This window comes from Pseudomonas sp. CFBP 13727, from assembly GCF_014841915.1.
In the GTDB taxonomy this organism is placed as follows: Bacteria; Pseudomonadota; Gammaproteobacteria; order Pseudomonadales; family Pseudomonadaceae; genus Aquipseudomonas; species Aquipseudomonas baltica.
In genome coordinates this window covers 585,929-610,824 of record NZ_JACYUT010000001.1, presented here as the reverse complement: position 1 = coordinate 610,824, position 24,896 = coordinate 585,929, and the positions used below count along the sequence as shown (strand labels likewise).

General features: G+C 64.7%; 18 protein-coding genes. 2 read left to right on the top strand and 16 right to left on the bottom strand.

The annotated features are described in order from the left end of the window. Positions 1-11: 11 nt before the first annotated feature. The 3 genes from IFT76_RS02605 to IFT76_RS02595 form a co-directional block, all read right to left on the bottom strand. Positions 12-683 carry a GntR family transcriptional regulator gene (locus IFT76_RS02605; RefSeq protein WP_122478581.1) on the bottom strand — a complete coding sequence of 224 codons (672 nt, stop codon included), beginning with the start codon at positions 681-683 and terminating at the stop codon, positions 12-14. Between the two features lie 74 nt (positions 684-757). Continuing rightward, positions 758-2,305 carry a PepSY-associated TM helix domain-containing protein gene (locus IFT76_RS02600; RefSeq protein ID WP_274603798.1) on the bottom strand — a complete coding sequence of 516 codons (1,548 nt, stop codon included), beginning with the start codon at positions 2,303-2,305 and terminating at the stop codon, positions 758-760. Between the two features lie 58 nt (positions 2,306-2,363). Then, on the bottom strand, positions 2,364-4,820 hold the full coding sequence (locus IFT76_RS02595) for a TonB-dependent siderophore receptor (RefSeq protein ID WP_240998799.1): 2,457 nt from the start codon (positions 4,818-4,820) through the stop codon (positions 2,364-2,366). Between the two features lie 154 nt (positions 4,821-4,974). Between IFT76_RS02595 and IFT76_RS02590 the strand changes: the two genes are divergently transcribed. Beyond that, positions 4,975-5,523: a sigma-70 family RNA polymerase sigma factor gene (locus tag IFT76_RS02590; protein WP_244646842.1), complete on the top strand. Its 549-nt coding sequence runs from the start codon at positions 4,975-4,977 to the stop codon at positions 5,521-5,523. Between the two features lie 48 nt (positions 5,524-5,571). Continuing rightward, a complete protein-coding gene (locus IFT76_RS02585; RefSeq protein ID WP_192057325.1) occupies positions 5,572-6,525 on the top strand; it encodes a FecR family protein in 954 nt (317 codons plus the stop codon). A gap of 105 nt (positions 6,526-6,630) precedes the next feature. Here IFT76_RS02585 and IFT76_RS02580 read toward each other — a convergent pair whose 3' ends face one another. The 13 genes from IFT76_RS02580 to IFT76_RS02520 form a co-directional block, all read right to left on the bottom strand. Beyond that, positions 6,631-6,894, bottom strand: coding sequence for a hypothetical protein (locus tag IFT76_RS02580; protein WP_163007615.1), 264 nt, complete (start codon positions 6,892-6,894; stop codon positions 6,631-6,633). Between the two features lie 149 nt (positions 6,895-7,043). After that, complete coding sequence (locus IFT76_RS02575; protein ID WP_122478575.1) at positions 7,044-8,270, bottom strand: MFS transporter; 1,227 nt, start codon at positions 8,268-8,270, stop codon at positions 7,044-7,046. 591 nt (positions 8,271-8,861) lie between these two features. Next, the gene (gene fabF / locus IFT76_RS02570; protein WP_192054356.1) at positions 8,862-10,151 is read right to left on the bottom strand and encodes a beta-ketoacyl-ACP synthase II; all 1,290 of its coding nucleotides are present in this window, start codon (positions 10,149-10,151) and stop codon (positions 8,862-8,864) included. Next, the gene (locus tag IFT76_RS02565) at positions 10,148-13,249 is read right to left on the bottom strand and encodes an efflux RND transporter permease subunit (protein WP_192057324.1); all 3,102 of its coding nucleotides are present in this window, start codon (positions 13,247-13,249) and stop codon (positions 10,148-10,150) included. The genes fabF and IFT76_RS02565 overlap by 4 nt, the downstream gene beginning before the upstream one ends. Then, entirely contained in the window at positions 13,246-14,352 is a 1,107-nt protein-coding gene (locus IFT76_RS02560) for an efflux RND transporter periplasmic adaptor subunit (RefSeq protein ID WP_192057323.1), read from the bottom strand. Before IFT76_RS02560 ends, IFT76_RS02565 begins: the two co-directional genes overlap by 4 nt. Positions 14,353-14,425: 73 nt before the next feature. Next, positions 14,426-15,040 (bottom strand): TetR/AcrR family transcriptional regulator, encoded by a 615-nt coding sequence (locus IFT76_RS02555; protein WP_192057322.1) that lies wholly within the window; start codon positions 15,038-15,040, stop codon positions 14,426-14,428. A gap of 212 nt (positions 15,041-15,252) precedes the next feature. Beyond that, positions 15,253-17,496 carry a TonB-dependent receptor gene (locus IFT76_RS02550; protein ID WP_244647858.1) on the bottom strand — a complete coding sequence of 748 codons (2,244 nt, stop codon included), beginning with the start codon at positions 17,494-17,496 and terminating at the stop codon, positions 15,253-15,255. Between the two features lie 149 nt (positions 17,497-17,645). Further along, the gene (locus IFT76_RS02545; RefSeq protein ID WP_192057321.1) at positions 17,646-18,638 is read right to left on the bottom strand and encodes a siderophore ABC transporter substrate-binding protein; all 993 of its coding nucleotides are present in this window, start codon (positions 18,636-18,638) and stop codon (positions 17,646-17,648) included. Then, the gene (locus tag IFT76_RS02540; protein WP_192057320.1) at positions 18,635-19,417 is read right to left on the bottom strand and encodes an iron ABC transporter ATP-binding protein; all 783 of its coding nucleotides are present in this window, start codon (positions 19,415-19,417) and stop codon (positions 18,635-18,637) included. Before IFT76_RS02540 ends, IFT76_RS02545 begins: the two co-directional genes overlap by 4 nt. Next, positions 19,414-20,364 carry an iron chelate uptake ABC transporter family permease subunit gene (locus tag IFT76_RS02535; protein WP_122478559.1) on the bottom strand — a complete coding sequence of 317 codons (951 nt, stop codon included), beginning with the start codon at positions 20,362-20,364 and terminating at the stop codon, positions 19,414-19,416. The genes IFT76_RS02540 and IFT76_RS02535 overlap by 4 nt, the downstream gene beginning before the upstream one ends. Further along, positions 20,361-21,305: an iron chelate uptake ABC transporter family permease subunit gene (locus tag IFT76_RS02530; RefSeq protein WP_122478557.1), complete on the bottom strand. Its 945-nt coding sequence runs from the start codon at positions 21,303-21,305 to the stop codon at positions 20,361-20,363. The genes IFT76_RS02535 and IFT76_RS02530 overlap by 4 nt, the downstream gene beginning before the upstream one ends. Then, positions 21,302-23,068, bottom strand: coding sequence for an ABC transporter ATP-binding protein (locus IFT76_RS02525; protein ID WP_192057319.1), 1,767 nt, complete (start codon positions 23,066-23,068; stop codon positions 21,302-21,304). The genes IFT76_RS02530 and IFT76_RS02525 overlap by 4 nt, the downstream gene beginning before the upstream one ends. Then, entirely contained in the window at positions 23,062-24,864 is a 1,803-nt protein-coding gene (locus IFT76_RS02520) for an ABC transporter ATP-binding protein (RefSeq protein ID WP_192057318.1), read from the bottom strand. Before IFT76_RS02520 ends, IFT76_RS02525 begins: the two co-directional genes overlap by 7 nt. Between the last annotated feature and the right edge of the window lie 32 nt (positions 24,865-24,896).

The window sequence follows — 24,896 nt, the reverse complement described above, 5'->3', positions numbered from 1 at the left end:
AGTGCCAGGGTTCAGCGGGCGCTTGGCAGATGCTCGAACAGGGTCTGGCAGACGCCGGCGATGTGTTCGTCGAGCAGGCGCACGGCCAGCTCCACGTTGCGCTCGCGGCAGGCCTGGAGAATCTCCCGGTGTTCGTGGTCGGCGCGATCCTTGCCGGCCGACAGGCTCATCTGCATGCGCAGGTAACGCTCCAGCTTGTCGTTGACCGAACGAATCATCCCCACCAGGAACGGCCGTTGCGCGGGCTCGTAGAGGCAGGCGTGCAGCGCCCAGTTCAGCTCGGCCCAGCGGCCCACGTCGGTTTCACCGATGAACTCGCGGCAGATGCTCTCGGCGCGGGTAAAAGTGGCCTCGGTCATGTTCGGAATGGCCAGGCGCAGCACCTTGTCTTCGAGCAGCATGCGCACTTCGAACATCTGCGCCAGCTCCGACTCCGACAGGCGCGTGACCATCGCCCCGCGATTGCGCTGAAACATGACCAGACCCTCGGCTTCGAGGCGCTTGAGCGCTTCGCGGACGGGGATCTTGCTCACATTGAACTGGCGGGCGATGTCGTCCTGACGGATCGGTTCGTCCTCGGCGAAGTGTCCGGCAACGATCGCGTCGCGCAGGTGCCGGGTGATGATCTCCGAGGTCGAGGGAGAGTTGCCGAGGTCCGGCGCGTTGAGTTTGGTCTGGGCCACGGTGCTGGGTCATTCGAGGGATTGAGCGCATATGGTATACAGTTTTACGGCGGCTTGAACCGGCTTTGATTCGGCTAAGGTCTCAGGCCCTGCCGCTGATGGCGCCGCTGCAGTTTCATCAGCACCCCTGCCAGCACTGCGCCGCAGCCCAGCGCTACCGCTTCCACACTTGCGCGCTGCCAGTCGCCGGCGGCAGCGTAGCGCCACAGGTTCTGCCCCGTGGTCCAGTGATTGAGCAGCGGCAGGCACAGGCACAGCAGCGCCCCCAAGCCGAGCTGTTCGGCCCATGCGAGGTTGCGCGGCCGACACAATGCGTGCAGCAGGGTCGCCAGCCAGATCAGCAGGAAACAGCGTATTTCCCAGTTGGCCCGATCCTGCAGCTGCAGTGGCAGCAGCCGGTTGGCATAGAAGTAGGCACAGCACGCCAGGCCAATGCCCGCACTGCACGCCACGTTGAGCGCTTCGACACAGTGATAGAAGCGTTGGGTGGCAGCACCGAATTCGTGCTGCCCCTTGATCCGCCGCTTGATCGAGAACAGCAGCGTGCCGGCGACCATCATCAGCGTGCCCAGCAGGCCGCTGGCGAAGTACACCCACCTCAATGCCCAACTGCCGAAATCGGCAAAATGCAGGGAACGCATCACGCCTTCGATGCGTGCGCCCATGGACACGCTGTCCGGGTCAGGCAGCCTGACTTGCAGCACGTCGCCACTGGCCGCGTCGAACAGCACGCTGGCCTGGGGCGTGAACAGATGGGACGACGGCTGACCGGGGTCGGCACGACCGATGACGCGTACGCTGGCGCTCGCGCTACCGGGCTTGTCCACCAACAGCATCTGCGCTGGCTGCCCGGTCAGTCCGCGGGACTGTTCAAGCAGTTGCTCCCACGCAGGAGCCCGGGTGTCGAGCGGCGCAGTGTTGCGCACAGCCGGAGCCTGTGGCGCCAGGTCGGCGCTGAAACGTGCATGGGCACCGTCATTCGAGCCGTACACGGCGTGCACCGGCCACGGCATGTAGCTGCTGGCGAAGATGCACAGGCCTGTGTAGGCGATCATCAACTGGAACGGCAAGGTCAGCACGGCCGCGGCGTTGTGTGCATCGAGCCAGGCACGCGGCCCGCGGCCGGGTCGGAAGGTGAAGAAGTCGGCGAAGATGCGTCGGTGAATCACGACCCCCGATACCAGTGCAACCAGAAAACCGACGGTCAGCGCGCCGACGATCCAGAAGCCCAGCACCGGCAGTTGCAGCATGTAGTGGAACGACATGAAATGCCGGCCGCCTTCGGTCTTGCGCAGTGCTTGCGACATCACCGGTGTACCGCTCGCAGGGTCGAGAGCGATCTGCCGGGTGCCGCTTGCGTCGCGCCACAGCAGGTGCACGGCCTCGCCCGCAGAGGTCGGCAGCTGCACCCGCCACAGCCGCGCACCGGCGCCGTGTGCAGCCAGGTAGCGCTGCGCTTGCCAGGCAGCAGAGCTTTGATCCAGCGGCTCCCCGGCGTCGAGCGGGGCGATCGGCTGCGCCTCCATCCAGCGGGTGATGGGTTCGCGGAACACGCTCAACGAGCCGGTCAGGAAGATCACGCACAGCAGCCAGCCGCAGACCAGGCCGCACCAGGTGTGCAGCCAGCCCAGGGAGCGGCGCAGGGAGCCGTTCAGCGCCCTGATCCCGAGGTCGACGCGATCAGAAATCGCCTCGCAGGGTCAGCATGTAGCTGCGTGGCTCGCCGAACACGTTCGAGCGGTCGACCGCTACCGCAGTGGTGTAGTAACGCTTGTCGAACAGGTTCTCGGCGTTGAGTTGCACCTTCCAGTGCTCGTCCAGCTTCCAGGCCACGCGCGCATCCCAGATCGCATACCCCTGACTGCCAAAGTCCAGCCCGGTGGTCGACGAGGCCTTGTAGTAGGACTGCGCCGACACGCCACCCCCGACGGTCAGCCGGTCCCAGGCACCGGGCGGGTTGTAGCTGGTCTGCAGGCGCAGCATGTGCTTGGGCGTCTCGTAGGCCACCTCGACGTCTTCGGTATTGTTGCGCAGCAGGTTGAAGGTGTAGCCACCGAACACCTGCCAGCCTGGCAGGATCTCGCCGCTGGCTTCCAGGTCGACGCCCTTGCTGCGCTTGATGGTGCCGTTGACGTAGCAGGTGCCCTCGGAGTCGTTGCTGGTGCAGTTGGTATTGGCCAGGTCGACCAGAGCGACGTTGGTCTGCTTGATGTAGAACAGCGCCATCGACAGGTTCAGGCGGTCATCGAACAGCGCGCCCTTGATGCCGGTTTCGTAGTTGTCGCCTTCGGAGGGTGAAAGCGGCGTACCGCTGGTATCGACGTAATTGCCTTGGGCATTGAAGATTTCCGCATAGCTGGCATACCACGCCCAGTCGTCGCTGATGTCGTAGATCACGCCGGCGTAGGGGGTGACCTTGCGTGTCACCTTGGACTCGTAGGGCAGGGCGGCGCCGCGCTTGATGTCGTAGGTGTAGTCGTACCAGCTGGTGCGACCACCCAGTACCAGGCTCAGCGGCTCGCTCAGGCGCAGCCGTGAGTTGGCGTACAGGCCCGCGCGCTCCTCGGTCATGTCGATATCGGTGCTCCATGCCGGCCTGGCAGGCTTGGCGATGGCATGGTGGTCGACATTGAAAATGTTCAGTGGCCGGTTGCCCAGGCTGGCGGTGGCCTGCTGGGTGTTGGCCTCCTGGCGCGACCAGGTGCCGCCCACGGTGACGTCATGGGTCAGGCCGAAGGCATCGAAATTGCCGCTGACATGGCTGTCCACCCCGGTGCTGGTGACCTTGTCCTGGCGAAACAGTGCGGCCTGAAACACCGAACCGGTATTGGTCACCGGGCTGATGGTGCGTCGCGCATAGGCAATCTGTTGATCGAAGCTGCCTTCGGAAACGGTCACCGAGGTGGTGCTCGACCAGCGCTCGTTGAAGCGGTGCTCGATTTCCGCGAACGCTTCGCTCATCTCGCTCTGGTGACGGTTCCAATCCTGCACCAGCGAAGTGGAGCGGGAGATGTCCAGGGCGTTGCCGTTGCTGTAGCGCGGCAGGCCGTAGATCGAATAGCCGTTGATGACGTTTTCCTGGTGGCGCAGGCTCAGGCTCACGGTGGTGTCCGGGTCGATATCGGCTTCGACGATGCCATACACCAGCGGCGTGCGGGTGTTGCGTTCATCGAGGTAGGAACCGTTGTCTTCGTAGGCCGTGACCAGTCGGCCGCGCACGCTGCCGGTTTCGTTGAGCTTGCCGCTGGCGTCCAGGTCCATGCGGTAGCGGTCCCAGGAACCGGCGCTGGCCTGTACCGTCAGTCGCGGTTCGGCGGTCGGCCGCTTGCGCACCAGGTTCACCGCGCCGCCGGGCTCGCCTGCGCCCACCAGCAGGCCCGCCGCGCCGCGCAGCACTTCGACCCGGTCGTAGATGGCAGTGTCGGGCTTCATCCACCCGGTGATCTGATAGCCCTGGCCAGGCACACCGTCCACCAGAAAGCTTTCCGCCAGCAGCGAGAAACCGCGGGAGGTGTACACATGCCCGCCGAAGTTTCGGTACTGGAACGTGATGCCCGGGGTTTGTTCCAGCACCTTGTCCAGACTGGTGAGCTTCTTGTCGTCCATCAGCTGCCGGGTCACCACGCTGACGGTCTGCGGGGTGTCCTTGAGGCTCAGGTTGAGTTTCGCGGCGGTGCTGCTGCTACCAGTCGTATACGAGCCCGTGCCGTCGGTGCTGCTGCCCAGATCGTTCATGGCATTGACGGTGGTGGCGCCCAGAGCCATGGCGGGATCGTCGCGCGCGGGCAGCTTCTGCAGCACCAGGGTGCGTGCATCGAGCATCTGCCAGCCGAAGCCGCTGCCGCGCAGCAGCGTCTGCAGGGCCTGGTCGAGGGTGTATCGGCCTTTCAGGGCCGGTGCGCGCAGGTTGGCCACATCCGAGGAGTTGAAGATCAGGCGCACGTTGGCCTGGTCTGCCAGTTGGGTCAGCGCCTGATCCAGCGACTGCTCTGCCGATTGCAGGTTCAGGACGGTGGTCGCTTCTGCCCCCTGTGCCGAAGGCGCAAGCAGTGGCAGGCCCGCCGTCATGGCCAGCATCAATGCCAGGCTCAGGGTGCGACCGGTAGCGGGAGTGAACGAAGGAAAACGTGCCTGCATCTGAAAACGTCCGTAAGCCAATGGAGGCGGAATGCCCGAGAATCTTGCTTCTCACTCCAACGACGAACGAGGTGACCCGACCTTGCCATCCAGATTGAAAATATTTTCATTATCATCTGCCAATCTGATGATAACCGTTCTCAAGTGGGATAGGATGCGCGCCTCGATCGCCTGGGCCGTGCGCATGTCCGTGTCACCCAACTCCAACCCTTTGCTGATGGTCTTTCAGGAGCACTATGCCGACCTGTTGGCCTTTCTGGCGCGGCGCTTGGGGAATGTGGAAAAGGCTGCCGACGTGGCGCAGGACACCTACGTGCGCTTGGCTGGCCTGGCCGACACGGCGCAGATCCTCGAGCCCCGCGCTTTCGTCTTCCGCGTGGCCGGCAACCTGGCCATCGACCGCCTGCGCCAGGAACGGCGCTATTGCGCGCTGCAGGTCGATGAGCCCGACGAGGAACCTTGTGATCCCATGGCCTCGCCGGAACGCTCCTTTCTTGCCGCCGAAGCCATCGAGCAACTCGACAAGGCCCTGCAGCGCCTGCCCAGCAATGCTCGTCTGGCGTTGCTGCTCAGTCGCCTCGAAGGCCTCACCCACGCAGAGATCGCCACACGCCTTGGGGTGTCGGAAAGCTCGGTGGGCAAGTACATGGTGCACGCCATGCGTCATTGTCGCGATTGGCTTCGTCAGTCGGAGTGCCCTTAGAATGCACGGTACTGACGTCTATGCGGCAACGACCGCGAGCCCATTATCATGACCGAGCCCACCCATCCGAGTGCTTCTGCCGTCGACCTGGAGGACCAGGCCATCGAGCAGTGGGTGCACCTGACATCGGGCCGAGCCAGCGAGGCGGATCGCAGCGCCTTTGCCCGCTGGCGCGGACAGAGCGCGGACCACGAGGCAGCGGCACGCCTGGCCGAGCGGATCTGGCAGGCACTTCCCCAGACTTGCGCCGCGCAGCGCTTCGTTGTGCCCGCCAGGGTCACGCGCAGGCCGCTGCGCTGGGCGGCGCTGGCAGCCGGGGTGGGCGCCCTGGCCCTGACCGGGTTGAGCGAGCCGGCCAGGGTGTATTTCGCCGACTATGCCACGGCGGTCGGCGAGCGACGGGCGCTGACCCTCGAAGATGGCAGCCAGGTGTGGTTGAACAGCGGCTCGGCTTTATCGGTTCGCTATTCCTCGTCGCGGCGCGAGATCAGCCTGATCAAGGGCGAAGCGCTGTTCCAGGTGAGCAAGGACGCCTCGCGTCCTTTCGTGGTGCAGGCGTCGGGCGGCAGCGTACAGGCCGTGGGCACCCGCTTCGATGTCGATCGGCAGGGTGAACAGGTTCGTGTCGGGGTGACGGAGGGTGAGGTGAAGGTTTCGTCTGGCGGGGCGGTGGTTCCCCTGAGGGCCGCCCAGCGTCTTGAATACGTTGCGGGAACGGCGCCGTCGCCGACCGGCGCTCTGGACCTGGGCAGCGCGTCGGCCTGGCAGCGCGGCAAGTTGATCTTCAACCGCCAGCCGTTGGCCGAGGTGTTCGCGGACATTGAACGCTATCTGCCTGGCTCGCTGGTGATCGCGGGCAGCCTGCCGACCACGGCAGTGAGTGGCGTGTTCAACCTCGATGACATTCCCGGCATGCTCGACATGCTCGCCCGCACCCAGCCGGTGAAGATCTATCGAATGCCCTGGCTGACCGTAGTGGTGGTGAATCAGACGCGCGCATGAGCCTGGCATAAAGCCTTGGCCGTCGAGGCAAGTGAGGTTTGGCGGGGGAACAGGGCTATCGAGGGGTGGGACGCTAGGGCGCAAGGCCCTAGCAGACAACGGATATCACTTTTTCTTCTTCGCAGGCTTTTCTGCTTTTTCGACCTTGTCAGACTTCTTGGCCTTTTCAGGCTTGCTGTCGGCTTTCTTGGCAGTTTTCTTCGGCTCGGCGTCTTTCTTCTTGTCTTTCTTGTCCTTGTCGGAGGACTTCGAAAGCGCTGAGGCTGCGGCGGATTTCTTTTCCGGTGACGACTTTTTGTCCTTCATTTCCTTGCTGGCTTTCGAAGCATCGCTTTTGGTTTTCTTCTCGTCTTTAGCCACGTTGACCACCTCTGGGGAAAGTGCCGATATTGACACAGTGCCTGTGGGAATATTCACAAGCTGATCATTAGGCGAACGGCTGGAAAAGCAGTTCAACTTTTTTTGCGAAGCGTGCTGCTGCGCCGACGACCTGCCGGCAACGGTCGGCGCAGTCGGGCTCAGGCAGGTTGAGCCACCACGTTGTTGCTGACATTGCGGCCCAACACCAACACCGTGGCGAACCCTGCGCCAACCAGTGCCGTGGCCAGGCTCAACAGCACCGAGCTGCCCAACCGATCGACGATCTGCCCGCCGAAGAACGACCCCAGGGCAATGATCACCTGAAACAGCGCAACGAACAGGGGCATGCCGCGCTCCACATCCTTGGGCGCGACCACGAACATCCAGATGCTGGCGCAGGCCGGGAAAGCCCCGAAAGCGAAGCCCCACAGGGCTATCAGCATGGCGGCCCCGGTGATACCAGTGGCGAAATGGGGGAACAGGGCGGTGCTGGTGCCGATCATCAGGGCCACCAGCAACAACGTATTGCGCACGCTGCGGTTGGCGGCGAAGCCGGCGAATACATTGCCCAGCACGCCGGCCATGCCGTAGAGCAGCAACAGCGAGCCGATGGTGGACCCATCGAAGCCGGCGCTCTGCTTGAAGAACGGTGCCACGTAGGTGTACGCGGCGAAGTGCGCCAGGCCGATCAGCAATACGGCGATCAAGCCAACCCGCGCCTGTGCATTGGTGAACAGGGCAGGCAGGTCCCTGACCCGAATGGCCCGGTCCGGATACAGCGGCGGCAGCAGGAAGATCTGCGCCAGCAGTACCGGCACGCCCACCAGCGCGGTGACCAGGAAGGTCATGCGCCAGCCCATCAGGCCACTGAGCCAGGTGCCTACGGGCACGCCCAGTACCGTGGCCAGGGTCACACCCATCATGATGATCGACGTTGCCTTGGCCACGCCGACGCCCTTGGGCGCCAGTCGACCGCTCAAGGCGATGGCCGTGGCCCAGAAGCCGCCGATGCTGACGCCCAGCAACACGCGGCCGATCAGCAGGACGTTGAAATCGCTGGCGAAGGCCACGATGGTGTTGGCGATGATCATGATCAGCGTCAGGCCGGTCAGCAGGTAGCGACGGTCCATCGCACCGATGCCCACCGACAGCAAGGGCGCAGCAAGCGCAGCCATGATTCCTGGCAGGGTGACCATCAGGCCGGCGCGACCGGCACTGATGCCCAGGTCGCTGGCAACATCGTTGAGCACGCCCACGGGCAGGAATTCGCTGGTCACCAGGGCGAAGGCGCCGACGGCGACCGAGAGGATCGCCAGCCACTGTTGCTTGACGCTTTGCGGGGTACGTTCGGAAAGGCCGGGGGCGGCCGAGTGAGGGGTGGGCATGGGCATCGGTTCCAAAGGGGCGTGTCGCCTGCGGGCAGGCGTGAAGAGCGGGGGAATTGGCGGCGATTATAGGGGAGGGTTGCCGCAGCCTGGGAGGCGCGGCGCTTGATAGTGATCATCAGTGAGATCAATGCGCCGCTCGCCCTTGTGGGAGCGGGTCTCTGCCCGCGAAGGGCGCGCCGCGGTCGGCCAGATGCACCGCAGCGCCTTTTCGCGGCCACGGACCGCTCCTACGATGGGTTGGTGTATTTCTTCCCCTGTAGGAGCGGTCATCGACCGCGAAGGGCGCACTGCGGTCTGCCTGATTCACCGCAGCGCCTTTTCGCGGCCACGGACCGCTCCTACGATGGGTTGGCGTATTTCTCCCCCCGTAGGAGCGGTCATCGGCCGCGAAGGGCGCACTGCGGTCTGCCTGATTCACCGCAGCGTCCTTTTCGCGGCCACGGACCGCTCCTACGATGGGTTGGTGTATTTCTTCCCCCGTAGGAGCGGTCATCGACCGCGAAGGGCGCACTGCGGTCTGCCTGATTCACCGCAGCGTCCTTTTCGCGGGCAGAGCCCGCTCCCACAGGGGATTGGGTAGGCAGACGGCTAGCGGCCCTCCCAGCGCCGGAACAATGCACTGGCGTTGACGCCGCCGAAGCCGAAGCCGTTGGACAGGGCGTAGGTTATCGCTGTCTTGCGTGCAGTCGGACCGACCAGATCGAGCCCGGCTGCCGCCTCGTCCGGCGTATGCAGGTTCAGCGTCGGCGGTGCAATTTGATCGCGCAAGGCCAACACGGTAAAGATGGCCTCGATCCCACCAGCGGCGCCCAGCAGGTGGCCGGTGGCCGACTTGGTCGAGGTGATGGCAAGGCCGGCCCGAGTGCCGAACAAGGCGCGAATGGCCGCCAGCTCACCTTTGTCGCCGACTGGCGTAGACGTTGCGTGGGCATTGATGTGCTGCACGTCTTGCGCGTCGATGCCGCCCTGGCGCAGGGCCTGTTCCATGGCTCGGCGGGCTCCGCTGCCATCTTCCGGGCCGGCCGTCAGGTGGTAGGCGTCGGCACTGGTGCCATACCCAACCAGTTCCGCCAGCGGCGTTGCGCCTCGCGCCAACGCGTGTTCGAGCGATTCGATCACCAGCAGGCCCGCACCCTCGGACATCACGAACCCGTCGCGATCCTGGTCGAACGGCCGCGATGCCTCGCTCGGCCGGTCGTTGAAACCCGTGGACAGCGCACGCGCGGCGGCGAAACAGCCCAGGGTGACGCGGTCGATGGCCGCCTCGGTTCCGCCACAGATGGCAATGTCGGCTTCACCGCTGCGGATCAGCCGTGCGGCATCGCCGATCGCCTGCACGCCCGCGGCGCACGCGGTGACCGGAGCACCCAGGGGGCCTTTGAATCCATTGCTGATGGACACGTGCCCGGCCGCCATGTTGGCCAGGAACGATGGCGCCGTGAACGGTGACAACCGTCGCGGTCCGCGCTCGTCGGTCGTGCGCACGGCCCCGGCGAGCGCGCCGAAGCCGCCGACGCCCGAGCCGATGACGGTTGCCGTGCGCTGCTGCTGGGCTTCGCTGGTGGGGTGCCATCTGGCCTGGGACAGCGCCTCATGCGCGGCGACCAGGGCGAACTCGATGAAGCGGTCCATCTTCTTGCGCTCCTTGGCCGGTATCAGCGCCTGCGCATCGTAGCCTGCCACCGGGTCGGCCTCCAGCGTGGGAACCTGCCCGGCCACGGCGACCCCGGTACCTTCACCGATGTGCGCAGGCAAAGGGCTGATGCCCGACGCACCCGCCAACAGCCGCCGCCAGACCTCGTAGACGCCGCATCCCAGCGGCGTCACCAGCCCGGTACCGGTGACGACGATACGTTTCTGACCCTGTCGATTGTTCATGGGTGTTTCTCCAAGCCTGTCATTGAATGACGTGTTGAACGGGTATCCGGACGAATGCGGAACCAGATGGAATACATCGCGGGGAGGAATATCAGGGTCATCACCGTCCCGCCGAACGTGCCCCCTATGAGGGTGTAGGCCAAGGTGCCCCAGAACACCGAATGGGTCAGTGGAATGAACGCCAGGATCGCCGCCAGCGCCGTCAGCAGCACCGGCCGGGCGCGCTGCACGGTGGCTTCGACCACGGCGTGGAAGGGCTCCAGGCCGTTCTTCTCATTGAGGTCGATCTGCCCGATCAGAATCAGCGTGTTGCGCATCAGAATGCCAGACAGCGCGATCAGCCCGACCAGGGCATTGATGCCGAACGGCTGGTTGAACAGCAGCAGTGTAGGCACCACGCCGATCAGCCCCAATGGGGCGGTGAGGAACACCATGGTCATGGCTGACATCGAGCGCGTCTGCAGGATGATGATCAGCAGGGTGATGGCGATCATGATCGGAAACAGCGGCGCCAGTGCCGCGGTGGCCTTTGCCGATTCTTCGATGGAGCCTGCCTGTTCGATGCGGTAGCCGTCGGGAAGCGTGGCGATGATCGGTTGCAGGGCTTTCGTCAGTTGGCTGGAGACATCCGGCGGCTGCAGGTGCTCGGCGATGTCGCCGCGTACGGTCAGGGTAGGCACCCGATCGCGGCGGCGCAGAAGCGGATCTTCCATGCGGACCTCGACAGCGCCTATCTGCGACAGCGGGATGCGCTGGCCATTGCCGCCGACGAGGGTGAAGCCGCCGATTTTCGCCGGGTCGAGGCGGATCTCCCCAGCAGCCCGGCCCACCACCTGCACCGAACGAATGTCCTCGCGCACGGCGGTGATCGGTACTCCGGACAACAGGAACTGCAGCTGCTCGGCAACCGCAGCGGAACTCAGGCCCATAGCCTGCAGGCGATCCTGGTCCAGAACGAAATGCAGGGAGGGCACCCGCGGCCCCCAGTCGAGGTTGACGGTGCGCATCATCGTGCTGCCCTGCATGACCGTCTGCACCCTGCCGGCGATTTCACGCAGCACTTGCGGATCCGGCCCCATGACGCGGTAGGCCACCGGGTAGGGAGAGTAGGGCCCGAACACCAACTGGGTCACCCGCACCCGCGCTTCGGGGGCCAGACCCCGAGCCACGGCCTCGCGGATCTTCAGCTTGAGGGCCTCGCGCGCCGCCTGGCTGTCGGCCAGCACGACGATCTTGGCGAACGAAGGGTCCGGCAGTTCGGGCGCCATCGCCAGATAGAACCGCGGCGGGCCCTGGCCGATGTAGGCAGTCACGACCTTTGCCGCGTCCTGCTGGCGCAGCCAGGCCTCGATCTTGGCGGTGGCTGCGCTGGTCTGCTCGATGGCCGTGCCATAGGGCATCTGCACTTCGATCAGTACTTCCGGCCGATCCGAGGTGGGGAAGAACTGCTTCTTGACCTGTGCCATGCCCACGATCGCCAGGGCGAAAGACAGGAGCACCAAGCCTGCCACCGGCCATTTCCAGCGAATGACCTGATTCAGAAACCGGCGAAAACGGTTGTAGTGAGGGGTGTCGTAGATCGCCCCATGACCGCCTTCGACGGCCTTGATCGCCGGGAGCAGCTTCACCCCCAGATAGGGGGTGAACACCACTGCCACTACCCAGGATGCGATCAGCGCGATGCCGACGATCCAGAACATGTTGCTGGTGTACTCGCCGGCCGTGGACTGGGCGAAGCCGTTGGGCATGAAGCCGACGGCGGTCACCAGGGTGCCGGCCAGCATGGGCGCCGCGGTGTGGCTCCAGGCATAGGCCGACGCCTTGATGCGGTCGTAGCCTTCCTCCATTTTCACCACCATCATCTCGATGGCGATGATTGCGTCGTCCACCAGCAGCCCCAGTGCCAGGATCAGCGAGCCCAGGGTGATGCGGTCGAAATGCTTGCCGGTGGCTTCCATGACCACGAACACGATCGCCAGGGTCAGCGGCACCGCCGCCGCAACCACCACGCCGACGCGCCAGCCCATGCTCACGAAGCACACCACCATGACCACCAGCAGCGCGACGAAGAACTTGATCATGAACTCGTTCACTGCCGAGCCGATGTTCACCGACTGATCGGTGACCTGCGCGAAGGTCATGCCCAGTGGCATCCCGGAGCTGATCCGCGCCGTCTCGCCGGCCAGCGCCTTGCCCAGCTCCAGACCGTTCCAGCCATCACGCATGACCACGCCGAGAAGCAGCGCCGGTTCACCCTGATGGCGCACCATGAACGTGGCCGGGTCTTCGTAGCCACGCGCAACCGTGGCCACATCGCCCAGCTTGAGCGTGCGCTGGCCGGCGACGACAGGCGTGTCGCGAATGGCGTCCAACGTGCCGAAGGCACCGTCGAGTCGTACCACGACTTGAGGGCCTTGGGTGTCTATGGCGCCTGCGGCGGTCAGCCTGTTCTGTCCGTTCAGGCTGGCGAAGATGTCCTGCGGCGAAACGCCCAGCGTCGCCAGGCGCTCATGGGAAAAGGACACGAAGATCCGCTCGGACTGCTCGCCAATGATATTGACCTTCTTCACCCCGGGTACGTGCAGCAGGCGCTGACGCAGTGATTCGGCTTCACGCACCAGCAGGCGTTGCGGCTCGCCTTGCGCCTTGAGCGCGAACAGGGCGAAGGTGACGTCGGCGAACTCATCGTTGACCATGGGGCCGACCACCCCGGCCGGCAGGCTACTGGCCGCATCGCTGAGCTTTTTGCGTGCCTGGTAGAACTCGTCCTCGACCTGAGCAGGCGGCGTCTTGTCCTGCAGAAACAGGAGGGTGAAGGCCAGGCCCGGTCGGGTGTAGGTTTCGCTGCGCTCGTACCATTTCAACTCCTGCAGACGCTTCTCCAGAGGCTCGGCCACCAGGTCCTGCATCTGCTGCGCGGTCGCGCCGGGCCAGGCCGTGATCACGGTCATCTGCTTTACCGTGAACGGCGGATCCTCGGCGCGGCCCAGCTTGAAGAACGACAGGGTGCCGACGATGGCGATCAGGAAAATCAGGAACAGCGTCACCGACCGCTCGCGCACGGCGAGGGCGGACAGGTTGAACCGACTGCCGCTCATGGCTGAGACCCGGCCGGGACGCGCAGGTCCTGCGGCGCCAGCAGCACTTCCTCGCCCTCATGAAGCAGGTGCGGGCCCAGGGCAACCAACCGCTCACCTGGAAGCACGCCGCACACCGTGGCGGTGTCATCTCCCAGGCCGACGACCTGGATTGCCCGCCATGCGATCACCGCCGGCGTGCCCGCGACGATCCACACACCTGGCCCGTTGCCTGGGTCGTGAATGGCAGCCATGGGCACGCTCAGGGCGTCGGCTAGCGAAGGCGTCGGGGCAATGGCAAGGGTCACGGTCGAGCCCAGGGGGGCATTGGCCTGTTCGCCGGTCAGCACATAGCGCGCTTCGAAGGTGCGGGTGAGCGGGTCGGCAGCGTCGGCCAGCTGTCGCAGCGTGGCGCTGACGCTGTTGCCGGAACTGCCGAACAGCCTGGCCTGGGCGGTGCTGCCCGGCGCCGGCCGCAGGGTTTCGGGCAGTTGCACGACCGCTTCGCGCAGGCCTGCCTTGGCCAGCTTCACCACAGGTTGTCCGGCGCTCACGACCTGGCCTGGTTCGGCCAGGGTGGCCACGACCACACCGTCGGAATCCGCGGTCAGGGTAGCGTAGCTGGCTTCGTTGCGGCCCACGGCTGCCTGCGCCTGCAGTGCTACCAGATCGGCTCGGGCAGTGTCGGCCGCTGACTTGAAGCGGTCGTAGTTGGCAGCGGAAATGGCGCCGCTGGCAACCAGTTGGCGATTGCGCCGCTCATCGTTCGCAGTCTGCGTGGCCAGCGCCTGGGCGGCGGCCACGGCTTGCTCGCGGGCGTTGGACTGCAGTGCCAGGTCGGCGGGGTCGAGTCGCATCAACCGCTGTCCGCGGCTGACCGACTGGCCAGCATCGACGAAACGCTCCACGACCTTGCCCCCCACTCGAAAGCCCAGGTCGCTTTGCACGCGCGCTGCCACCACCCCGGTAAACGCGCGGTCGACATCCGTTGCATGGCCGGCCTCGATCACCCTCACCAAAGGTGGCTGCGTGCGCGGGTCGACAGTGCTGGGCTGGCCGTCGCAGGCGGTCAGAAGCACAGGCAGCAGGCAAATGCCGAGCACTGGAGCGCGAAGCCGAGACATGGGATTCCTTACGCAAGCGGGTAGAAGGAATCCGATTCTGATACTAGTGACCAAATCAGTCAATGGTCACATATCAGGGTGCCAGGCTCCTCAGTATCAAGGCGGGCAGTTGCGCGGCGGCGAGCGAGGCGCTCTCGAGGTTGTATTGCAGCTGCACTGGACTGATGTAGGGCCGCATCACCAGAAAGACCCCATGGCTCGCCTCGTCCAAAGGTGTCTGGTGTTCGAACTCGCCGGTTTCTCTGCCTTCGCGCAGGATCTGCTCGATCAGCCCATGCAGGCGTTGGCCGTGTGCCGCCGCCGATGGCCAGTTGTCCCGCGCCGCGACAGCGGCGATGTCGTAGAGCTTGCGATCATGGAAAAACAGCTCGCTGCCGGCTTCCACCACGGCCTTGAACAGACGCGTCAGCTTGTCGGACGGGCTGCTGGCTGCGCCCATGGCCTGGTCGACCACGGCCATGATCATGGCCAGCCGGCTGGCGCAGATCATTTCGCCGATGGCCTGCTTGGATTCGAAGAACTTGTAGATGTAGGCCTTGGAAAAGCCGATGGCCTTGGCAAGGTCCGATACCGTGGTCTTGTCATAGCCGTAATGGCCGAAGTGGGCCATGGCGGCCTCGACGATCTGATCGCGAACGCTGTGATCGGATGGGCCCCGTGAGGGGAAAGCGGGGGGCTGGCGGGTCATGACGGTGGTAGGGCTCGGTAGACGGGGATCTACAGAGAGTGACTGTAACCGCGTCTGGTCACAAGTTCATTTGCGCTGCGTCGAGCCTGCGAACGGGCGCTCCCACCCAACGAGCCGAGCCCTCGTAGAAGCGGCCGGTGGCCGCGAAAGGGCCCTGGGCCGGCACGTTGACCTGCGCCCAGGGAAGCGAGTGCCGACGGGCCGGCCTGGTTCTAGAAGTCTACGCTGGCCGACAGCTCATAAGTGCGCGGAGCGCCCAGCCCCAGGCTCTGGGTGAGCGGCATCCCCCAGTAATCCTTGTCGGTCAGGTTGCGCACGTTGGCACGCAAGGTCACGGGTTTGTTGGAGACGTGCGTGGTGTAACGCGCACCGGCATCGAAGAGGGTGTAGCCGGGGACGGACAGGCTGTTGTCGGCGTTGATGTATTGCTCGGAAACCGCCGTGGCATTGGCGGTCAGCGTCAGGCCTTCAAGCAGGGGGGTGTCCCATTCCATGCCGAGCTTGCCCTGCAGTTTGGGATAACCGGTGGCCTTCTTGCCGTCCGTGGCGCCACCGGCGCTCTTGGTCACTTCCGGGTCGACGTAGGCGACACCGCCCATCAGCCGCACATCCATCATCGGCGAGCCGAAGAAACCCCACTCCACGCCGCGGTTGCGCTGTTCACCGCCGAACGAATAGATATTGGTGGCCGGGTCGGTGTAGGCATTCGGGCGCTTGATCTCGAACATCGCCAGGGTGTGGGTGAAAGTGCCCAGGTCGAGCTTGAGGCCGACTTCCTTCTGCTTGGACTTGAACGGCGTGAACACATCACCGGCGTTGGCGGCGCTCGCGGGCGCCGAGGCGCCCTTGCTCAGGCCCTCGATGTAGTTGGCATACAGCGACAGGTTGTCGGTGAGCTTGAACAGGATGGCGCCTGCAGGGGAGGTGGCATGGGTATCGTAATTGGGTCGGTTGCGCGCGCCGGTGACGACGCTGAACGTATCGGTGACCACTTCCTGACGGCGTACACCCGCAGTGACCTGCAGACGATTGTCGAACATCGACAGGGTGTCGGCTATGCCGTAGCTCTTCAGGTCGTTTTCGGTGTGCGAAACCGGCGGCCAGGACTCGGGCGATTTTGCTCCCCAGACAGGGTGGTAGATGTTGGTAGTCACGATTGAATTGGGGACTGCACGAAGACCGAAGTTTTTTTCCTTGTCACTGTATTGGGTAGCGTTCACCGACCACTGGTGATTGATGCCGAACGTATCGAAATGACCACGCAGGCCGACCTCGGCCGAGGTTTTCTCGATTTCGGTTTTCAGCAGCCCCATGGTCGTTCTGAAATCACCCGCCGCATTGATCACGGCCGAGGATATGGCTCCGCTGTATTGGTAATGGGTTTTGCTGGTGCCCACCGCACCGTAGGCCATCACGGCGTCGCTGAGGTCGTACTCGCCGCGCAGGATGACGCCTTTGTCCTTGGTTTCGACGTAGGCCCAGTCAGGGTTGAGCAGCGTTCCCGCTTTCGGCGGCTTGGGAATGCCGACGCCGGCAGCCAGGCCAATGCCGCGGTTCTGACCGTTGACACGATCGTCGGCGTCGAAGAGGTCGACGGACAGCCGGGCGCGCTCGCCGCGCCAGTCCAGCGCCAGCGACGACAGCACGTTGCGCGACGACTGGTCATCGGTGGCGGTGTCGCCGTCACGGTAGACACCGTTGAAGCGCACACCGAATTGGTTGCCTTCGCCGAAGCGTCGACCGATGTCCAGATGCCCACCGAACTGCGCATCCGATTGGTAGGTGCCGGTCAGACGCGTCAGCGGGGTATCGCCAGCGCGTTTTGGAATCAAGTTGACGATCCCGCCCACCGAGCCGCCCGGTGGCATGCCATTGAGCAGCGCCGAGGGGCCCTTGAGCACTTCGATACGCTCGTACATTTCCGGCGATGCCCGGTAGAAGGGTGCCATGCCGTAGAGGCCGTCGACGGTCATGTCGCTGACGCTCACGCCGAAACCGCGGATCGAATAGTTCTCGCCGTAGGTGCCCTTGATACCGTTGTTGAACACGGACGGGTCGGTGGCGGCGATCACGTCGGTGATGTCCTTGGCCTGCCTGTCCCGAATGTATTTGTCGGTGTAGCTGATGGTGCTGAAGGGCGTCTCCATGATGTCTTTGTTGCCGAGCAGGCCGACCCGCCCACCGGTTGCCACTTGTCCGCCGGCGTACTCGGGCATCAGGGTGCCGAGCGTGTCCTGGGTGCCTTCGATAGTGGTCTCGGACAGCACCAGGCTGCCTTTGTCTGGCGCTGTGCGAGCTTTTTCAGCCTGCTCCTGCGTCTCGGCGAGGGCGCCCATCGCAACGCCGCTCAGGCCGAACAGCAAAGCCATGTGCACGGCGGTGCAGGTACGGCTCAGGGCGAATGTCGGTGCTGTCGAGGCTGGATTCGCGGGTCGCGGGTGACGGTGTGGCAACATGCTGGATTCCTTTCGGTTCGGTAATGATTGAAGGCTCACTAGGGTTCCGAAACAAAACGAAATGTCCTCAATGGAAATGATTAACATTCGATAATAATTCTCGTCGCCGTGACCGACCGTTGCCAAGCAGCCACATTTGCCGCTTCGGATCAGTGTGCGTAGCCCTCCATCACCTCATCAGCCATGCGTGAAAGACACGTCACGCTGGCGGTGCACAGGTACCAGGTGCGGGCTTCGACGAAGATCACCCGGCCCTGGGTCCATGCCTTGGTCTTGCGCAGCAGAGGGTTGTCCAGGCTGTCCAGGTTCAGCGCCGGGCGTCGTTCCATGACGGCGGTGCGGTCGATGACATAGAGGATGTCCGGGTCGGCCTGCTGAATGAACTCGTTGGAGATCGGCTGGCCGTGCAGTCCGGCTTCGATGTCGCTGCTGGCGGGCTTCACGCCCAAAGTGTCGAAAATGAAGCCGTAGCGCGATTTCACGCCGTATGAGGTGAAGGCGCCATTGTTGTGCAGCACGATCAGCGCTTTCTCGGGACGCCCCTCGGTGACCTTGCGCGTCTGCTCGACCTTGGCATCCATCAGCGCGACCTTTTCCTCGGCCAATGCCGGTTTGTTCAGGATGCGGCCAAGCAGGGTCAGGTGACGCTTTGCGGTTTCGATGAAATTGCCCTGTTTGTTGGTCAGGTCGATGTCGTCGTAGACCGTCGGTGCGATCTGGCTGAGCTCGTCATAGCTGCGCGCCTGCAACGGCGAGATCAGGATCAGGTCGGGCTTGAGCGCGTGCAGGCGCTCGAGGTTGGGTTCGATGGTGGTACCGACATCGGCGATGTTCGGATCATCGCGGTACTTGAGCAGAAAGTCGGCGACGTAGTCCTTGGCGATGCCCACTACCGGCGCGCCGAGTTGGTCGAGGCTGTCCAGTTCGCTCATGTCGAAGGCCACGACACGTTGCGGCAGCTTGTCGATAGTGGTCGTACCCAGGGCATGCTTCACGGTGATCGGCGTGTAGGCGGTGGTGGCAGGCGCGGCTTGCACGGCAGCGGGTGGGGTGACCCCGGCCGTGGGTTGGTCGCAGCCGTAGAGCGTGCTGATGGCCAATGCCAGCAGGCCACCGGCGACCTTGTGGTGTGGGGTGTTCATATCGGTTGCCTTGATGTCGAGGGGTTGAAATAGTTGCAGACGAACCCGCGTTCGCTGCGCAGGATTTCGAAATCCAGTTCGTAGAGATCGCGCAGGCATGCTTCGTTGACCACCTGCGCGACCGGGCCCTGGCTGTGCACGGTGCCGTTCTTCATGGCAACGATGTGGTCGGAATAATTGGCGGCAAAATTGATGTCGTGCACGACCAGGATTACCGTGCGCCCCTGTTCGTCGCACAGCCTGCGCAGGGCGCCCATGATCATTACGGCGTGTTTCATGTCGAGGTTGTTGAGCGGCTCGTCCAGCAGCAGATAGTCGGTCTGCTGGGCGATGGTCATGGCCAGGAACGCCAGCTGCCGTTGTCCACCGCTCAGTTCGTCGATGTAGCAGCTGCGCAGTGCCTGCAGGGACAGAAAACCGATGGCCTGGTCGATTGCCGCGTGGTCGGCGTCGGTGAGGTTGCCCTGGCTGTAGGGGAAGCGACCGAAGGCGACCAGTTCTTCGACCGTCAGGCGCAGGCTGAATGATTGGGTCTGGCGCAGGGTAGCGACTTGCCTTGCGTAATCGCGCACGGCAATGCGGGCGCTGTCGCGGCCGTTCAGGGTCAAGGTGCCCTGCGACGGCTTCTGCAGGCGGGCAATGAGCATCAGCAGGGTAGTCTTGCCGGCGCCGTTGGGACCTATCAACGAGGTCACCTTGCCGGACGGAAACCGCACGCTGACGTCGTTCAGCACCGGGGTGCTGCCGTAGGATTTATGCACGTGGCTGAGGGCGATCATGGGCTGCCTCGGGTGCGGATCATCAGCGTGAGGAAGTACACGCCACACACCAGGTTGATGAGAATGCTGACGGAGGTGTTGTAGTTGAACAGCTGCTCGACCAGGTACTGGGCAACGATGAACACGCCGATGGCGACACCGCAGGCGGTCGGCAGGGTGGCGTGGTGGCGCGCGGTGCGGGCCAGGGCGTAGCTGATGTTGGCGACGATCACCCCCATGAAGGCGGTGGGGCCGACCAGGCTGGTGGACACGGCCACCAGCACGGCGATCAGTGCCAGTTGCAGGCGCACGCTGGGTGCGTAGTCGACGCCCAGCGAGACGGCCTGGTCGCGGCCCAGCGCCAGTACATCGAGTACCGGCAAGGTACGGTGCACCAGCAGGCATGCGCCGACGACCAGCACGCCGCCGTAGATCACCTGGTCCAGCCGAGCCCGGTTGAACGAGGCATAGCTGAAGCCCTGCAGGATCGAGAACTCGCCTGGGCTGATCTTCAACTGGATGAACTGGGTGAAGGTAGCCATCACCATGCTCAACACCAGCCCCAGCAGCAACAGCAGGTAGACGTTGCTGCGCCCATCGCGGAACAGCCAATGGTGGATCAGCCACGAATAGCCGAGCATCAGCACGATCGACAGCAGCGCGTTGCCGCCCCGGCCGAGCAGTACCAGGCTGTGCGTGCCCAGGCAGAGGATCAACAGGGCCTGGAACAGCAGGTAGATGGACTCGTAACCCATGACCGCCGGAGTCAGGATGCGGTTGCCGACGATCGTCTGGAACATCACCGAGGAGTAGCCGATGCAGACACCGGCGATGACCATGGCGGCCAGACGAATCAGGCGTCGCGGGATCACGTAGGCGAAATCCATTCCCGAGCCCAGCAGCACGAAAGCCACGGCCAACGTCAGTACCGAGAGCCAGAGTCCGTAGCGGGTCGTGTTCGGGCTCATGTGTACTTTCTCAGGAGCACGATCAGGAACACCACGCCGCCGATGCTGCCTGCGGTCAAGCCGATCGGCACCTCGAAGGGGTAGATCAGCAGGCGCCCGATGATGTCGCAGACCAGCAGCAGCGCCGCCCCGCACAGCGCCACGATGGGCAGCGTGCGCTGCAGGTTTTCGCCGCGGTAGAGCGCCACCAGGTTGGGCACCACCAGGCCCACGAAAGGTATCGCCCCCACGGTGATCACCGTCGCCGATACGCACACGGCCACCAGCATCAGGCCCACGGCGGCGTTGGCGGCGTAATTCACCCCCAGGCTGCTGGCCATGCCTTCGCCCATGCCCAGAATGGTGAAGCGCTGGGCGAACAGGTAGGTGAGCAGCACGATCGGCAGGATCAGATAGATGATTTCGTAGTTGCCCTGCACGATCTTGGAGAAGTCGCCGAGCATCCAGCCCTGCATGCTCTGCAGAAGGTTGTGGCGATAGGCATGGAATTCGGCCATCGCGCTGAGCACGCTGCCGTACATCAGGCCGACCACGGGTACCAGCACCACGCTCTTGAACTGGATGCGGCGAATGATCGCCACGAAGAGCACGCTGGCAAGAAAGCAGAAGCCCAGGGCGAACAGCATTCTGACCGTACTGCTCGAGGCCGGAGCGACGGTCAGCGCGACCAGGATTCCCAGCTTGGCTGCATCGAGGCCGCCGCAGGTGGCCGGTTCGACGAAGCGGTTGCGCACGATCTGCTGCAGGATCACCCCGCACATGGCCAGCCCGGCACCGGTCAACACCAGTGCCACCAGGCGCGGCAGACGGCTGGCGGTCAGGGTCAGCCAGGCATCGCCGGAGAAATTCCACAGCTCGCTCCAGGACACCTCCTTGACCCCCAGCGTCAAGGACAGCCCGCACAGCAGCAGGAATGCAACCGGCCAGCTCGCCGCCCTCACGTAGCGTCCTCGTCCGCCGCTGCCGCGGCCAGCCGCCAACCCTTGGCGGCGCGTCGCTGCGCCAGGAAGCGCGCGTAGGGCCCGGCCTGGCGGCTGAGCTGGGCATGGCTGCCCCGTTCGGCGATGCGCCCACTCTCCAGCACCACGATCTGGTCGGCCATTTCCACCGTCGACAGCTGGTGCGCGATCACCACCAGCGTGCGCTTGCCGCGCAACCGGGCCAGGGTTTGCGCGATGGCTGCCTGGTTTTCGGCATCGAGGGCCGAGGTGGCTTCGTCGATCAGCAGGATCGGCGCATCCTTGAGCAGTGCCCGGGCAATCGCGATGCGCTGGCGCTCGCCGCCGGAAAGCCGCGCGCCGCCTTCACCGACCTGGGTGTCGAGCCCGTGCGGCAAACGTGCGACGATCTCCAGCACGCCGGCCTGCTCGGCTGCCTGCAGGATCTGCTCGCGACTGGCATCGGCCCTGCCGACGCCGATGTTGGCGGCGATGCTGCCCTGGAACAGATAGGCGTCCTGGAATATCTGACTGGTCTGCGCCGCCAGCCAGGCGCTGGACAGCTGCCGAACGTCCACACCGCCGATCTGTACGCTGCCCTGGCCAACGTCGAAGAAGCGCGCGATCAATCGCACCAGAGTGGTCTTGCCTGATCCTGAGGCGCCGACCACGGCGGTCATGCTTCCCGCCGCGATGTGCAGGTTGATCCCCTCCAGGATCGGCGCCTGGTCCGCGGTGTAGCCGAAGCTCACGTCGTCGAACGCCACGCTGTTGTCGGCAGGCTCTGCCGCTGTCTGCGGCATCGGCAGAGCCTGCACGGCGAACAGCTCATCGACCACGGCCAGTTGTCCGCGCGCGCCGCGCAACACTTCGCTGTAGCTGGCGACCTCCAGCAGCGGGTCGATGAACCGACTGGCCAGCACCAGCGCCACCACCAGCGCTGCCATCGAAGCGGGTGTCGCGCTGCCGGCAGACGAGTGCAACGCCCACCCGGCAGCTGCCAGCAGTGCTGCGAAGCTGGCCTGGACGGCCCAGCTGTTGAGTACCACCGACATGGCCGAGACGTGAATCAGGCGCCGGGCCGACTGCTGCTGGCCGGCAATCGCCTGCTGCACAAACCGTGCGCCACCGTCTTCGCCGTTGAATGCGCGCAGGACCGACTGGGCCTGGGCGAACTCCACCATGCGCCGACTGGCTCGGGCGCTGCTGGCATGGAATCGGGCGTCGCTGCGTTGCCCCATCCGGGCCGTCAGGGTGAACACGGCAAGCAACAGCGGCAGGGTCACCGAGGCGATCAGGGCCATCTGCAGATTCAACCAGAACAGCCCGGCCACTACTGCCAGCGGGGTGATGACGCTGGTGATCAGGGGCGTCAGGACGTGGGCGGGCAGTTGTGCCAAGGCCATCATGCCCTGGGTCGAGACATGGCTCAGACGAGCGGTGTTGTCTGGGTCGAACCAGCCGACCGGCAGTCGCGCGACGTGCTCGCTCAAGCGATGGCGGCCGGTTTGCAGCACGGCCATGCCGAAGCGTACGCCGGCTTTCTCGACCACCCGACGCAGCGCCCAGCACAACCCTGCGCCGACCAGCATCGGGACCAGCCCGCGCGTGGCGGCCGTGATGTCGTGGCCCAGCAACCCGGTGAGCACGGGTATCACGGCGACGATGGTCAGCCCGTTGAGCAGCCCGTACAGCAGGGTCAGCCCCAGGTAGCGATAGAGCACGTCGGCGTCGTTGCCCAGCAGCCGCAGGAAAGTGTTCAGCATGGGCCGTGCTCCGCAAGCTCGGTGTTCGGGTAGTCGCCCGCTTGCCACAGCCGGGCGTACCGGCCGCCAGTGGCGAGCAATTGCGCGTGGGTGCCTTGCTCCTGAATGCTGCCGTGGTCGATCAGGATGATGTGGTCGGCGTGCATCACCGTATCCAGACGGTGGGCGATCACCAGCACGGTGCGGCCCTGGGCGAAGCGTGAAAGGGCCTGCTGGATGTGCACCTCGTTCTCGGCGTCGGCGGCGGCGGTGGCTTCGTCGAGGACCAGCACGGCCGGGTCGAGCAGCATGGCGCGGGCAATGCTGACTCGCTGCAGTTCGCCTCCGGACAGTTGCGCGTCTTCGCCCACCACCGAATCGTAGCCACGGGGCAGGGCGATGATCCGCTCGTGCACGTTGGCCAGGCGCGCTGCCTGCTCGATCTCGTCGAGGCTGGCCGAGGCGCGGCCCAGGGCGATGTTGTCGCGCAGGCTGGCGTGGATCAGGCGCACGTCCTGCAGTACGAAGCCGATATGCCGATACAACTGCGTGCTGTCGATCTGGCGCAGGTCGACGCCACCCAGGGTAATGCGCCCGGTATCCGGGTCGAAGAAGCGCAACAACAGGCGCGCCAGGGTCGACTTGCCAGCGCCGGACGGCCCCACCACGGCCGTGACCGTGCCGGGCCTGAGGGTTAGATCGATGTTGCTCAACGCCGGCGTTTCGCCGTCGTAGCTGTAGCTCAGGTTCTGCACCTGCAGTTCGGTTCGTGCCGGCAGGTCGATGGCTGCAGCCGTTGGGCTGGCCAGTTCCGGGGTGGCCAGCAATTGCTGAATGCGCAGGGCCGCGCCCGTTGCGTTGTGCAGGTCATGGGTGATGTAGCTGAGCAGCAGCAAGGGCGCGCACAGGCTGGGCGCCACCAGGACGAAGGGCAGCAGGTCGATGGCTTCGATCCAGCCCAGCCAGGTGAACAGCGTGCCGAACGCCAGCACGATGCCGAGCACCACCACCGGGGTGATCAGCGCATGGGCATTGGCCATGGCACTGACCAGGGGGCGGGCGAAATCCTCGAACGCCAGCGCGAAGCCGTCCACGGCCTCACGGTAGTTGGCCTGGGCCTTGCCCTCGATACCGAAGGACTTGACCACGGTGATGCCGTTGACGAATTCCACCACGGCGTTGTTGATGCGCGCCATCCCGGCGCCGAACGCCTGCATGTTGGCGCTGCTTGCCCGGGTTGCCCTGGAAACGAACAGGAAAAACAGCGGAAAGGGCAGCAGCGAGATGACTGCCATGCGCCAGTCCGTGGCGAACAGGTACACCGTGGCGAACGACACCGCCCCCAGCGAGCGACCGACCGTGGTGTAGAAGTGCGCGGTCAGGCTGTGCAGGGTATCGACGTCATCCTGCATTGCCTGCTTGACCTCGCCCGAGGCCCGCGCGGTGAACCAGCCCAACGGTACCTTGCCCAGCCTGCGGGTAATGGCCAGGCGCAGGTGTGAAGTGATCTGGTTGTCGAGCAGATGGGCGAGCATTTCGCCCAGCGAGAGCAGGATCATGCCCAGCATCAGGCAGGCCAGGCTGCCGGCGATGACGGGCCACACGTGCGCAGTCGACTCCAGCGCCCAGACCCCGCCGTCGGCAGGGTCCAGCGCCAGGCCGGCGAGGTAGGCGATTGCGGCCAGTGGCAGCAAGGTCAGGGTGGTACCCAGGCCGGCGAGGATGGCCGCCACGATCAAGCGGCCACGAATGGGCCGGAGCAGCTGGGATATCGGGCCTTCGGCGACAGGGGGGTCGGTAGCGGGTGCGGCGCTCATTGAATCTCCGTAAAGAGGGCAGGGCCCTCGGC

What these genes read in the sequence shown, in the direction of transcription:
- IFT76_RS02595 (WP_240998799.1), bottom strand. Translation starts at nt 4,820, where the DNA reads ATGCAGGCACGTTTTCCTTCGTTCACTCCCGCTACCGGTCGCACCCTG.
- IFT76_RS02590 (WP_244646842.1), top strand. Translation starts at nt 4,975, where the DNA reads ATGCGCGCCTCGATCGCCTGGGCCGTGCGCATGTCCGTGTCACCCAAC.
- IFT76_RS02585 (WP_192057325.1), top strand. Translation starts at nt 5,572, where the DNA reads ATGACCGAGCCCACCCATCCGAGTGCTTCTGCCGTCGACCTGGAGGAC.
- IFT76_RS02575 (WP_122478575.1), bottom strand. Translation starts at nt 8,270, where the DNA reads ATGCCCACCCCTCACTCGGCCGCCCCCGGCCTTTCCGAACGTACCCCG.
- fabF (WP_192054356.1), bottom strand. Translation starts at nt 10,151, where the DNA reads ATGAACAATCGACAGGGTCAGAAACGTATCGTCGTCACCGGTACCGGG.
- IFT76_RS02565 (WP_192057324.1), bottom strand. Translation starts at nt 13,249, where the DNA reads ATGAGCGGCAGTCGGTTCAACCTGTCCGCCCTCGCCGTGCGCGAGCGG.
- IFT76_RS02560 (WP_192057323.1), bottom strand. Translation starts at nt 14,352, where the DNA reads ATGTCTCGGCTTCGCGCTCCAGTGCTCGGCATTTGCCTGCTGCCTGTG.
- IFT76_RS02555 (WP_192057322.1), bottom strand. Translation starts at nt 15,040, where the DNA reads ATGACCCGCCAGCCCCCCGCTTTCCCCTCACGGGGCCCATCCGATCAC.
- IFT76_RS02550 (WP_244647858.1), bottom strand. Translation starts at nt 17,496, where the DNA reads ATGTTGCCACACCGTCACCCGCGACCCGCGAATCCAGCCTCGACAGCA.
- IFT76_RS02545 (WP_192057321.1), bottom strand. Translation starts at nt 18,638, where the DNA reads ATGAACACCCCACACCACAAGGTCGCCGGTGGCCTGCTGGCATTGGCC.
- IFT76_RS02540 (WP_192057320.1), bottom strand. Translation starts at nt 19,417, where the DNA reads ATGATCGCCCTCAGCCACGTGCATAAATCCTACGGCAGCACCCCGGTG.
- IFT76_RS02535 (WP_122478559.1), bottom strand. Translation starts at nt 20,364, where the DNA reads ATGAGCCCGAACACGACCCGCTACGGACTCTGGCTCTCGGTACTGACG.
- IFT76_RS02525 (WP_192057319.1), bottom strand. Translation starts at nt 23,068, where the DNA reads ATGCTGAACACTTTCCTGCGGCTGCTGGGCAACGACGCCGACGTGCTC.
- IFT76_RS02520 (WP_192057318.1), bottom strand. Translation starts at nt 24,864, where the DNA reads ATGAGCGCCGCACCCGCTACCGACCCCCCTGTCGCCGAAGGCCCGATA.